We start from the raw sequence: 13,947 nt of genomic DNA, 5'->3' as shown, positions 1-13,947 counted from the left end.
TTTACAAAAATGATAAAAAGCCAAAAAGAATATTTAGAAAGAATTGAATATTTAAACACCCTATCGCACCATTATTACAACCTTGATGAGTCAATCGTAAGCGATGCGGTCTATGATGAACTTTACCAAGAATTAAAAGCTTATGAAGAAGAAAACCCTAATGATATTCAAGCTAATTCCCCTACCCAAAAAGTGGGGGCCACTGCCACCAATTCGTTCAATAAAAACCCCCATTTAATGCGGATGTGGAGCTTAGATGATGTGTTCAATCAAAGTGAATTGCAAGCGTGGTTGCAACGCATTTTAAAAGTTTATCCTAACGCTTCATTCGTGTGCTCGCCCAAACTTGATGGGGTTTCGCTCAATCTTTTGTATCAACATGGCAAGCTAGTGAGTGCGACCACTAGGGGTAATGGCTTAGAAGGGGAGCTTGTTACTAACAACGCTAAACACATCGCTAATATCCCTCATTCTATCGCTTATAATGGAGGAATAGAAATCAGGGGCGAAGTGATCATTTCTAAAGAGGATTTTGACGCTTTAAACAAAGAGCGCCTAGACGCTAATGAACCCCTATTCGCTAACCCTAGAAATGCCGCATCAGGGAGTTTGAGGCAACTTGATAGTGAAATCACTAAAAAGCGTAAATTGCAATTCATTCCTTGGGGCATGGGCAAGCATTCTTTAAATTTTCTAAGCTTTAAGGAGTGTTTGGATTTTATTGTCTCGTTAGGTTTTAGTGCCATTCAATACTTAAGCCTAAACAAAAACCACCAAGAAATAGAAGAAAATTACCACACCCTGATTAGAGAAAGGGAGGGCTTTTTTGCCCTTTTAGACGGCATGGTGATCGTTGTGAATGAGTTGGATATTCAAAAGGAGCTAGGCTACACGCAAAAATCCCCTAAATTCGCTTGCGCTTATAAATTCCCGGCTCTAGAAAAACACACCAAAATTGTAGGAGTCATCAACCAAGTGGGGCGCAGCGGGGCGATAACCCCGGTTGCTCTCTTAGAGCCTATAGAAATTGCTGGAGCTATGATTAATAGAGCGACCTTACACAATTATTCTGAAATTGAAAAAAAGAATATCATGCTCAATGATAGGGTCGTCATCATTAGAAGCGGCGATGTGATCCCTAAAATCATCAAGCCTTTAGAATCTTATAGAGACGGCTCGCAACAAAAAATTGAACGCCCCAAAGTTTGCCCCATATGCTCGCATGAGCTTTTGTGCGAAGAGATTTTTACTTATTGCCAAAACCTTAATTGCCCAGCAAGGTTGAAAGAAAGCTTGATTCATTTCGCTTCTAAGGACGCTTTAAACATTCAAGGCTTGGGCGATAAAGTCATAGAGCAACTTTTTGAAGAAAAGCTCATTGTTAACGCCTTGGATTTGTATGCTTTAAAATTGGAAGATTTAATGCGGCTAGACAAATTCAAAATCAAAAAAGCTCAAAATCTGTTAGACGCTATTTTAAAAAGCAAAAACCCTCCCTTATGGCGTTTGATCAACGCTTTAGGGATTGAGCATATTGGTAAGGGAGCGAGTAAAACGCTAGCCAAATACGGCTTAAATGTGTTAGAAAAAAGCGAAGCCGAGTTTTTAGAAATGGAAGGCTTTGGGGTGGAAATGGCGCGTTCTTTAGTCAATTTTTATGCGAGCAATCAGGAATTTATCCGATCGTTATTTGATTTGTTAAACCCTAAAAACAGCGATATGGCTGAAGAAAAGCAAAAAAGCTCTTCTGTTTTCAGCAATAAAACGATTGTTTTAACCGGCACGCTTTCTAAACCACGGCAAGAATACGCTCAAATGTTAGAAAATTTGGGGGCAAAAATTGCTTCAAGCGTGAGCACTAAAACCGATTTTTTAATCGTTGGAGAAAACCCCGGCTCAAAACTCGCTCTGGCAAAAAAACATGGCGTGAGCGTTTTGAATGAAGAAGAATTGTTGAAGCGCCTTAAAGAATTGGATTGAAATTAAAATCAAATACCCGGTTAAATTCTAAAGAAAAATTCCAATTTTCATTCTTAATGAATTTACTCACAAAATCCTATTTTATAGTAGAATGCGAAAAATAAAGATATTTTAAGGAGCAATGATGGAACACCATAAAGTGCACACAACCATTCAGGCTTTACAAGCCAAACGCAAAAGGTTGCTAACCGAATTAGCCGAGCTAGAAGCAGAAATAAAAGTGAGCAGCGAACGAAGGAGCAGTTTTAACATTTCGCTCTCGCCCAGTTTGTTGGCTGAAATAGAAGAGATAGAATACGAAGAAAAAACAAGTAAAGAGCGAAGAATCAATCATAGCGTTTTACTCTCGCCTAGTTTTATGGCTAAAGTGGATGAATACATGAAAGAGAAAGGTTTTCCTAATCGCTCGCTCCTCTTTGAAAAAGCGTTGGAGTTTTATATGCTAAAACACCCATAAAAGCCAATAGCGGGCAAAAAACGAGAGAATATTTAGGGTTTTGATAATAAGAAATCAAAAAACTCCGTTTCTCTAGCTTTTTAGGGTCTTTCTTATTCAAAGCCTTGATTTTTTCCATTTTTTAGAGCTAAAACGCTTTTTAAAATCGTTCCACTCGCTTGAATCGTGTCTGTCAGTAACGCTTTTGGCTTGTTTTAACAAATATCAGTTAATTTTTTAGTAACACTACGCTCAATAAAACCATCATTTGAATATAATAACCCTAAATAGGGTTTTAAATCATTTCTATTAAAGGGGATTTTATGATTTCTAACATCAGCATACACCCAAAAACCATGTTTAAAAACGCTTTAAATATACAAGATTTTTCTTTTAAAAGTCATACTAGTACAGCCATTATTGGCACAAATGGTGCTGGAAAATCAACGCTTATCAACACTATTCTAGGCATTAGAGAAGACTATAATTTTAAAGCACAAAACAATAATATTCCATACCACGACAATGTTATACCACAACGCAAGCAATTGGGAGTTGTCTCTAACCTATTCAACTACCCACCTGGATTAAACGCAAACGACCTTTTTAAATTCTATCAATTTTTTCACAAAAACTGCACTCCAAATCTATTTGAAAAAAATCTTTTGAATAAAACCTACGAACACCTAATCGATGGACAAAAACAGCGCTTAAAGATTGATTTAGCTCTTAGCCACCACCCCCAATTAATTATTATGGATGAACCAGAAACCAGTTTAGAGCAAAACGCTCTTATAAGACTATCAAATCTCATAAGCTTGCGCAACACCCAACAACTTACAAGTATCATCGCCACTCATGATCCCATTGTTTTAGAAAGTTGCGAATGGGTATTGCTTCTTAATGGTGGCAACATTGCTAAATATGAGACTTTAGATTCTATATTAAAAACTATAACTATATCTTTCAGCCTTAAAGAAAAACCGACCGCAAAAGACTTATTGGCATTACTAAAGGATATTTAATGGGTGCAATTCTATCTATTTTAAAGCTTGAAATCAAATCTTATCTTACCAATACAAGTGCATTATTTTGGACTTTTATTTATCCCATTTTAATGCTCTTACTACTAGTTTTTGTTTTTTCAAAAAATACCACTGAGGTTTTTTATTTTAATAGCATCATAGGTCTAATGGGACTCCTTATTATTTCTAGCGCGATCTTTGGCCTCACTCAAGCTATAACAAGCTCTAGATCGCATAATATATTCTTGTTCTACATGCTATCACCAGCAACTTTCAAACAAATAACTCTAGCATTAATCGCTTCAAGACTAATCGTTGTAATCCTATATGCTTTTATCTTTATTGTTCTCTCTTTTTATGCGCTCAATATCATCACTATTCTTAATTTTAAAGCACTTATTTTGGGGTTTGTTAGTGTTTTTTCAAGCGCATTGTTTTGTTTTTGCTTGGCCATTTTTGTAGCTAGAATTTTTCAAAACGAACAAAGCATCTTAGGATTTTGTAATATCATCAATCTCTATGCGCTAATGTCTTGTAATGTTTTTGTTCCTTTAGAATACCTACCTAATATTGGTCAATTATTTATCAAAACATCTATTTTTTACTACCTTAATCAACTTCTAATCAAAGCTTTTCAAGGGATTGATACTATACTGGTTTTAGCAACTTCAACATTTTTCATTATTGGTGGCATTATTTTATTTTTACTAAGCGCTAATCGCATGTTACTAACACCAAAAGAACGCATGCGTTAAATCCTTAATCCCACCATTTATCAATTGTTTAATGGCTCAAAAAAGGGGTAAGCCCCAACCCCCTAAAACGCTAAACGCATTCCAATATTCCCGGTAATGTTGATCATTTTGTAATCCAATCCAAACCTAGCTCCCACCCCAGCATTCGCATAAAAGCTTTTAAACAACCTCACTTCCCCGCCTGTAGTGATGCTCGCAAAAGTGTTATAAAGCTCGCCTTTCCTATAGCTCAAAGTGTTGTTACCAATAAAACGCACCAATTTATCCCCCATAGACCTTACAAGCAAATCCCTACCAACGCCGCCAATTGCATAAAAATAAGAGTTTGTGTTGAAATAATGGCGGTTCTCCAAAGCAAGATCAATCGTTAAAACGGATTTTTTAGACGGATCAGCGTTCGCTTTAAACCGGTTATAGAGCGCGTTATTCATCACCCCTTCTAAACCGCTCATGCCAATATAGTAATACCTTAAACTAATTTGAGGTTTGATAATCACGCTCTTATTTTTAAACATGAAATCATACCCGTAATTGACTTTCGCGTTCGTCGTCCATGTGCTGTATTGATAAGACTGATTGATCATAGAAAGCAGAGCGTCGTTGGAGCTGATTTGGGTTTTATCAGCCCCCCAAGTTTCATTAACGCTAAAAGTCAGCTCGCTCTTTTTAACAAAGGCTCTCGCATACAAGCCCACATCTACATTATCGGATTTAGAATTAGTGATGCGTTCATAAAACCCGCTATACCCATAAGCCGCATACCCTCCAACAATCACCCCCTTAATGAATCTGTCATAGCCCACATTGACACCATAGAGCGTTCCTGTGCCATTTTCCACAAAGCTCACGCCCCCAACACCGGTCGCCCAAAGGTTGTTTTTTAGTTTATCCCTTTGAGAGTATTTTAAAATCACATCCATCGCGTTAGGGGTCGCATCAGCAAATCTTTGGTTTTTGAGACTGCTCAAGCGTTCGCTAAAATCCGTTGAATCAAAAGAAGCGAAATTAGAAAGCTTGGCTAAACGGCTCATTTGTTGCGTGTAAGTGTTGAGCTGTAAAACATCAGTGGAGTTGTTTTTGAGATTGGAGTTAGAGAGCATTCCTAAAGCGCTGGTAATATCTTTCATTAAAGTAACAATGTGTTCAGTGGGATTGTCTTGCAAATAATAAGGAGCGAACAAGGGATTACCCCCTTTAGCCGCAAAAAGCTCATTCAACCACATAATGGAATTATTGCCCGCAGATTTGATCGCATTCAAACCAGCACTACCTTGAATGCGTTTAACATAATACTCCAAACTAGGGGCTTGAATGCTCATGGGTTTATCAGAGACGGTAACTTGAATTTTATCATAAAGGATAGATGAATACACCATTTGCCCTTGATGGTCCTTAAAGCTTACCACAAGACCCCCATCTTTAATACTGACCGGTTGGTTGTCATAGCTTAACGAATCGCCATTCAATTGCATGCGTTTGCCGTTAAAATCAATGAGGGTGTAAAGTTTGAGGTAATCGCTCAAGCTCCCCCCAAGAATCGTTTGATTATCGTAGCCATAAACCATGCGATTAGCGTTAATAAGCGTATAAGCGCCTTGCTTGAGTTGGGTGCTAAAGTTGATTAAAGCTTGATTGTTATAAGACATGATCGTAGAAGTGCCAGTTACATTGATAATCGTTTGATGGGTGGGGTTATTAAGATTAAAGATTAATGGCCCTTCGCTGTTAAAATTCCCCCCCACATTCAAACCATTTTCATTCGTGCTGAGAGCCGCTCCTTTAAGCACATTGAAATTACCGCTAATATTAGCCCTGTAATTAGAGTTATTATTAAAAGCGTTATTCACGATCAAATTATTCGCTTTAAAAGTAGCGTTTGGCCCTAAATCCAAAGTCCCAATCGTGGTATTTTGCAAGACTTTTGAAAAATCCACCAAGCCATTCGCTTTAATTGATCCTAAGAATGCGAAATTATTCGCATTCACTTCTAGCGTTTCATTAGTTGGGGCTGTCGCGCTTGAAGAATGAGCTTTTTTCTCGCCCATGCAATCTAAGACATTCACGCAAATCTGACCTTTTTGAACGCTAATATCATTTCGTGGCGCATTGAGCGTTAAGCCGTTGGTAGCGTTTAAAGTGTCTAATGAAATATTAGAAAAATCTTTAGATACAAAAGAAAGCTTGCCCTGATATTGCGTGAAATTGATCGTATTTTTCCCGTTAAAAACAATGGACTTGCCCGATACAAAATTCAATTCCCCCCCTGTGGCGTTACTAAAGGAGCTGTTATTGATAAACACATAATCTTTAGCTAAGAAATTGAAATTCCCTTTTTGCCAAAGATTGTGCAACCCCCTAGATCCTAGTAAAGACCCTAAGCCCAATTGCTTCAACTCATCTTGTAAAGATTTAGGCAGTATGGATCCCAAACCTTGATGATAAATGCCTCCAAAGCCCTTATCAGCGACGATTTTATTGATCATTTGCCCTAAAACTTGATTGCTCATGATTTTATTCACTGCGCCTTCGCCTAATAAATCGTTTAACGCTTTTTCGCCTATGCTAGAAATAATGCTAGATAGCTCTTCGCTAGGGTTAGTGATACTATTTAAAGCGATATTCACTAATACGCTCAAATCCTGTGGGCCCAGCCAAGAAATGAGCTTATTGATTAAGGGGGCTTGATTGATCATTTGATTGAGAATATCCCCAAAAGTCGTTTTATCCAAGAAACCCTGTAAGTCTTTGGCATCAGCGCTAGAGCCTATTTTATCCAGGGCTTGATTTAAGCCTCCAGGCACAAAATTATTAGCAAAAGAACTCAAGCTTTGTTTGCCATACCAAGTATTGATGAAATTCTCTACATTTTCAATCCCTAAAGTTTTCACGATGAATTTTTCAAACCCTGAAGAATGGGCTTGGATTTGCTCTAAAAGCATTTGATCGATTTCTTTTCTTTTTATAGGATCTAGCGCATTTAAAAGCCCGTTTTCACCAAAAACATCGCCCACCGTTTTAGAATTTAAAATTTCCATGATCGCATTTTTAAAAGCGCTCACGCCTAAGAGATTATTCACTTCAGTAGGGCTAAGCAAAGAGCTTAAAGTCTTAGATCCCAAATCTTTAGGGATCATGTTGGCTAAATCTTTAGGGATAGCGTTATTATTCAAGCTTTCTTCATAAATAATATTAGAAAGGATATTCCCCAAGCCCTTTTCCCCAAAAAGCTTATCAATGCCCTCTTTGCCTAAATAAGAAAAGAGCTTATCACTCCCTTTAGCGTCAATATTGGCTTGATTGAGCACTAAATTTGTCGCGCTTTCAAAAGACACATTCGCGCTCCCTCCGCTCCCCCAAGCGTTCCCACTGCCGATTGTCCCTGTAATGTAAATGTTTTTAGCCCTAAAATTAGCGTTAATGTAGCCTAAATAAGGCGCGCTAGAATGGAGCAACTGCCCTAAATTAGTCTGCCTGAACATCTGGCAAGTGTTATCCCCAACCGCGCATGGATTTTTATACCCATCGCCTCCAAACCACACCACGCTATTCGTGTTCGTTTGCCCTTCTCTGATCGCCCCCACAACGAGACTGCCTTGAGAAAAATGATAATTAGCCGTGTTAGAAAAATTATTGATGATCTTCAATAAGCTCTTCCAATTCGCTTGGTTTAAAGTAATGCCATATTCTTTTAAGATACTAAAAATCGTTTCAAAGCTATCCGGGCTATTGAGATTGAGATTGTCTAAAGCCCCTGAAGCGATAAGCTTAGCCACTTTAGGCAAAAATTCCTTACCTAAATTAGCGATCACGCTTAAATCCTGCTTAGTAATAGCCTGATTATAGATGTGCAAGGCTTGTAAGGGTTGGTTTTGCGCGTTATAAGTCCCGGGTATTTCATTATTCTTACCAAAGCCTTTGATACTGCTACTCAAATAATAAGTGCCGGCTTTATCGCTTGTGTGATTATAGGAATTAGAGCTTTCATCATAAGAGTTTTTTTGGTAAAAATACAAGCTAGGAGCGAGATTGAACATTGCATTATTAGAAATGCCGTTTTGAGAGATCTGCACTTTCAAGCGGTTATTATGTAAGGTTTCTGTAATCGTTTCAGTCGTGTTGAGCGGGTTAGTGAAGCTCCAAGAATGAACGCCATTATTAAACGAGTAATCAGCCTTTTCAATCTGGATGCCATAAAAACGGATCTTCTCATAGCCGTTATTCCCCATTAAGCCGCTAATATTTTGGGCTTGCAACACATCATAAACGGAAGCTTTTTTATCCCCCCCAAATAGATTCATATAAGACAGATTCAAAATCCCTTGAGATCCAAAACTAAAATTCCCTTTAGCATTAATCGCTAGATTGTTACCGCTATTGCCTAAAAGGTTTAGAGCGCCATTTAAAAGAACGCTTTGAAAATTCAGGGCGCTGTTATTGCCTAAATCAAATGAAGCGTCTGCATTAAAAGTCGCCGAATGAGTGAAAGAAATTTGAGAATTATTAGCGTAGAAATTCACAGGGGCGTTAAAAACGCTGTTACCATTGAAACTCAATAAGCTTGAACCGTTGAGATTGAAATTCGTTTCCCCCTCCACGCTAAGAGCGTTAAAGCTCGCTTGAGAACTTTCAGCCAAATTCATCGTAGAGTTATTTTCAAAAGTGGAAACCCCTTGGAAATTCAAATGGATATTTTTAGCCCTTAAATTGAGCGTGGCTTGATTAAAGTTTGTGTCCCCTTTGAAATTAATAAGGCGTGCAGAGTTGCCAAAATTGGGCGTTTTACCAAATAGCGGAATGCCATAAAAGGTTACATTAGCGTTATTGAAATTCGCTTGATTGAAGCTGACTTGAGCGTTAGGGTTTAAATTCAAGTAAGACACCCCATTAAAAGCGGTCGTGCCGTTAAAATTCGCCACGCTGTTGTTGTAAAAAGAAAGGCTTGAAGCGTTTTCTAAAGTCGTTTGGGTTTGGCTATCCCCAATATTAATAGCAGCGTTGGGCTTGACTGAAAGCCTGGAATGATTGAAAGTAACATTCCCATTCAATGAAGACTGATTCACATTCTTAGACACATCAATAACCATTTGAGAGTTATTGAAAATAATGTTATTAGCTTTCAAATCATAGCGGATACCTCCTCCTAAAATGGAATCAGTGAATATCAAATCCGTATTCGCAACCATGTTCACATACGACGAACCGCTTTCAGTCGCTCCGTTAATATTAGTCCAGCCGCTAAAAGTGGTGTTTTCAAAAACCATGCGCCCTGAATTAAAATTAAAGCCTCCCCATGTGAAATCCCTAAAGTTAGAGTTTTTAATACCCATAGAAAGCCTGGAATTAAAATTCGCCCAAGAATGCTGACTCGCGCTGGTTTGTAAGCCCATAGCCACGGTTTGGAAATTCGTGTAATTCAACCCGTCAGCGTTCAAGGTTTCATCAGCGTTAAAATTGATCGTCGCCCCACCGCCAGCATTAGGGTTGCCAACATTAAAGTTATTCGTTAAAAAGATATTAGTCGCGTTGAAATTGCCATGCAAATACAGCAAATTATTCTTACCAAACCAGATAGATCCGCCATTGTTATTAGCCTTTTCTTGCGCGCTCCCTAAAAGCAAAGTCCCTACCACCGTAGCCCCAAAGTTCAGCGACCACGCAAAGGCGCTAGATCCAATAAGGTCTTGATTTTTATAGGGCGCGATATAGCACACCCCAACGCACACCGGGGTTTTTCCTGGAATGAAATCAAATTGCTTCCTCACCTGACTCCAAATGTCTTTAGAATCAGCGTCTGTGTGGAAAGGTGAAGAATGGATAGTGAAATATTTATAGGTGATAGAACCCGGATTAAAAGTCTCTTCAAAAACAAATTTTTGGCCGTTGCTTTGGGTGAATTGCACAAAAAAAGTGTTGTTATCCGTTCTTAATAGAGTCCCTCGTTCGCCGTCATAATGGATCAAATCCCACAAATTTTTTGAAAAAACACTATCCGCTAAAATTTGATTATTATATTTAATGTTATTCCCGCTTAAAAGCGTGTAAGTGGTTTTATCGGTCAAATCCCTTTCAATGTTAAAGATACTATTATTTTCAATAGAAACTGATCCTTGAAGGCGGCTGAAAGGATCGCTGTTAATGAGTGTGTTTGTGCCTTTAAAAGTAACATTTTTAGTGTCGTTAAACGAATAACTACCGCCATTAAACGAGTTGTTATTGAAAATAAGGTTTTGCGCTTTGGCGTTAATATTATAAGAATTGAAAGTGTTGTTTTCTAGGGTTAAAGAATTTCCGGCGTTGTTTTCACTCCCTTTATAAATCAAAGTGCCGTTATCGCTGAAATTAACATTTTTAATCACTGCATTCCCATTAGCACTAGCGTTATCCACGCCAAAATTCCCCCCCCCACTCACAGAGCCTTTATCCCAAGTGATATTATTGGCTTTAAGGTTAAAGCCCCCATGGGGGGTTTGGTTGCTAAAATTTGCGTTTGTTACATTCAAATTACCATTATTAACAATGAAATTCATCCATGAATTTTGCAAACCGGCTTTATCGTTATTCAAACTAGCGTTAGCGATATTCAAACGCTCTTGAGCGTTAAACACTAGAGTCGCACCCCCACCGGTTTTGGCCCCATTACCAGAGCGAATGGTGCCGGTAATGTCAATTTGATTGGCTTTAAAAACGCCTTGAATATAGCCCACTAGCCCCCATTCAGCCCCTGAAGTTTTCCCAAAACCCACCACGCTATTAGAAGTGGGATTCGCTCCATCAAGAAAAGGGGTGGTCTGATTGAACACTAAAACGCTGTTAGTGCCGCTATAATCTTGCGTGAAAACGCCTGTGCCAGCGATCTTCCAAGTCGTCATGCCATTGAGATAGAACACGGTGTTACTGGCGTTGTTATTGATATTTTTAAGATTAAACGCATCATTATGGATATTCACGCAATGCGTATAGCCTAGAGTGCATAAACGAGTGAGCGTGATCCCGTTATTAAAATTTTCTTTAATGTAGTAAGTCAAGCCGTTATCGGTGAATTGGACATTATAGATTTTAGCACTGTTTGGCGCGGTTTTATTTTCATCCACTAATTTACCGCTAGGGTTTTCCCCACTAATCCAACGCAGCATTTGATACAAAGCGTTATTATCCTTATAATCCACGCTTTTAGCGCTGAGCAATTGATAAGTCGTGCCTACGCTCAAACTGCTCAAAAGCCCTTGCATGTTGAAAACAACGCCCTTACTGAAAGTAAAATCCGTTTGAGCGCCATTTATTTTGAATTGGTTATTCACATTGAAAGTGTCGTTAGTAAAACTGGCTTTAGGGGTATTGTTGAAATTAAACACGCCCCCATTAAAAACATTCCCATTAAAATCCACTCGCTTAGCGTTAAAACTAAACGATCCGCCATTAAACGAGTTGTTATTAAAAGCGTTTGTTTGCTCTGCGTGGTTGAAACTAAACGAACCGCCATTAAATTTGTCTTCAGTAAAAGTGTTATTCGCGCCATCAAAAGTGTAAGAAGCGTCGCTTAAAACGGATTTTTCAATGGTGGTTTTGCCCTGAAATTTGAAATTCCCTGCTAAAAAATTCGTGTTTTTAAAATTGTAAGAATTTTCAGCGCCTTGAAATTTATAATAAGCCTTGTTGAAATTCACGCTATCAAAAACGCCATTACCGGTAAAATCATACCCCCCACCCGTCCAGTCGTAAAAATCAGATTGAGAAACATTGATCTTACCACTCCCAGAGCCATTCCCTAACGCCATAAAAGTCATGTAAGAGTTTTGCGAAGTGGTTTTTAGGTTTTTAAAATCAGCCCCAGCGATATTAACTTCAGTCGCGCCCACAAAATTCAAAGTCACCCCCCCACCGGTTTGAGCGCCATTGCCAGACATCATGTTACCGGTGATATAAACCCTATCGGCTGTGAAAGTGCCGGTGATATAGCCCGTTTTCCCCCAATTGACTCCCTCATACCCCCCAAAACGCACCGTGCTGTTAGATTTAGGGATACTGCCATTAGCCCAAGGGGTCGTAGCGTTAAAGACTAAAGCGCTGTTTTTCCCGCCATAGGTTTGAGCAAATCTCGCATTAGTGTAATTCCAAGTGTTCAAGCCGTTGAGATAAAAAATCGCATCAGCCCTATTATCGTTAATATCTTTTAAATTAAAGACATTGTCATGGATATTCACGCTATTGGTGTAGTAAATATTGTTCGCACCATAATAAACGGATTGTAAAACAATGGAATCAGGGCTAAAAATTTGTCTGAAATTATAGAGCGTGCCGCCTAAATTGTAGGTTACATAGTAAGTGTGGGTGTTGTTATTTGAGCTTGTATGATTTTTATCAGCGTCTTTTGTGGCTTGCGTGTTTTTAAGCCTGATGATATTCCATAAATTATTCACATCATTGTAAGCGATAGAGCCATTTTTCATGCTAAAAAGCGTGTAAGTGCTCCCTATGCTAGGCGTGTAATTTTGAATATTAAAAATCGCATTAGGATTAATGGTAATTTTAGCGCTCATATTGACAAAGGGTGAAGTGGGGTTATTGATCGTGGTTGTGCCTTGAAAATTAACATGAGCATCAGATCTATTAAAAACGAACCAACCCCCATTAAAGGTCAAGTTATTAAAGGTAATATTATTTGCATTAAGAATATAGGCATTCCCTATGGTGCTAGCGTTGCCATTAGGCATGCTCCCCAGAGTGCTGTTATTAAAAGTAACGCTATTGGCGTTAAGATTGAGCTTATAATGATTGATATTAGAGTTAGTGAAAGTGATGCTCCCCCCAATACCATTCCCACCCTTATAAGTGAGCACGCCATTATTATTGAAAGTTACCCCGCTAATGGTGGTTGCGCCATTGCTATCCACATTATCAAAGCCAAAATTCCCACCATTGATTGTTCCGCCATTATAAGTAATCTTTCGCCCCATAACATTAAAGCCCCCATTAGGGGTTTGGTTGCCAAAATCCGTGTTTGTCAAATTCACGCTATTGTTGGAAATCAAATTGATCCAAGAAGTTTGTGTCCCAGCTCTGTTATTTTGAAAATAAGCCCCATTAGTGTTTAGTTCGTTTGAGCTTTCAAAAACCAGTATCGCACCCCCACCGGTTTTCCACTCATTACCTGAGCCAACAGCCCCTGTGATAAAAATATCTCTTGCCTTAAAAACCCCTGTAATAAAACCTACATAGCCCTTTTCCCCAAACCATATAGAAGAATTGTTGGGCGTTGCGGACGCATTTTTTGTCCCTATATATAATTTGCTATTGTTATAGTTTTGCGTAAAACTCCTATTCCCCCCAGCCCAAGTGCGTAAGGGGCTGATATAGTAGGATTTGTTGTTATTGTTTTCATTCACGCTGTTGAGCCAATACACCGAACTATTATAATCTTCACTTTGAGCACTCAAAGCTGAAACAAACCCAAGCCCTAAGAAGATTTTTTTATTAATGGATAGAGAAGGATTTGAATGCGTTTTTAAGGAATAAATTATCAAAGGCGAGTTTTTGATCGTGTATTTTTTAGCGATTTTCTTTTTAATGCCCTTAAAAGAGCGGTTTTTACTAAAGCGTTCATTCTTTAAATCTATTTTGCTATTTCTATAAGTCATATTTTGAACCCTTTCATATTATATAATTACATTTCTTAACACTATCTACAATAAAAAGATCATTTTATCAATTAAAAGAAAACAAAACAACTCCTTTTACATGTTAGTAACCAATC

5 protein-coding genes are annotated in these 13,947 nt (G+C 38.4%); 4 read left to right on the top strand and 1 reads right to left on the bottom strand.

What is annotated here, in order from left to right; genetic code table 11:
• Positions 1 to 9: 9 nt before the first annotated feature.
• The 4 genes from ligA (at position 10) to H7N67_RS00635 (ending at position 4,196) form a co-directional block, all read left to right on the top strand.
• A complete protein-coding gene (gene ligA, locus H7N67_RS00650; protein WP_187938711.1) occupies positions 10 to 1,980 on the top strand; it encodes an NAD-dependent DNA ligase LigA in 1,971 nt (656 codons plus the stop codon).
• 124 nt (positions 1,981 to 2,104) lie between these two features.
• Entirely contained in the window at positions 2,105 to 2,437 is a 333-nt protein-coding gene (locus H7N67_RS00645) for a hypothetical protein (RefSeq protein ID WP_000399944.1), read from the top strand.
• Between the two features lie 302 nt (positions 2,438 to 2,739).
• Entirely contained in the window at positions 2,740 to 3,441 is a 702-nt protein-coding gene (locus tag H7N67_RS00640) for an ATP-binding cassette domain-containing protein (protein ID WP_187938710.1), read from the top strand.
• Positions 3,441 to 4,196, top strand: coding sequence for an ABC transporter permease (locus H7N67_RS00635; protein WP_187938709.1), 756 nt, complete (start codon positions 3,441 to 3,443; stop codon positions 4,194 to 4,196). Before H7N67_RS00640 ends, H7N67_RS00635 begins: the two co-directional genes overlap by 1 nt.
• A 62-nt stretch (positions 4,197 to 4,258) precedes the next feature.
• On the opposite strand, the gene H7N67_RS00630 is transcribed toward H7N67_RS00635, so the two are convergent.
• On the bottom strand, positions 4,259 to 13,831 hold the full coding sequence (locus H7N67_RS00630) for a vacuolating cytotoxin domain-containing protein (protein WP_187938708.1): 9,573 nt from the start codon (positions 13,829 to 13,831) through the stop codon (positions 4,259 to 4,261).
• Positions 13,832 to 13,947 lie beyond the last annotated feature (116 nt).

It is taken from the genome of Helicobacter pylori, from assembly GCF_014498195.1.
Classification (GTDB): Bacteria; Campylobacterota; Campylobacteria; order Campylobacterales; family Helicobacteraceae; genus Helicobacter; species Helicobacter pylori_DO.
This window is presented reverse-complemented; position numbering and strand designations above follow the sequence as displayed.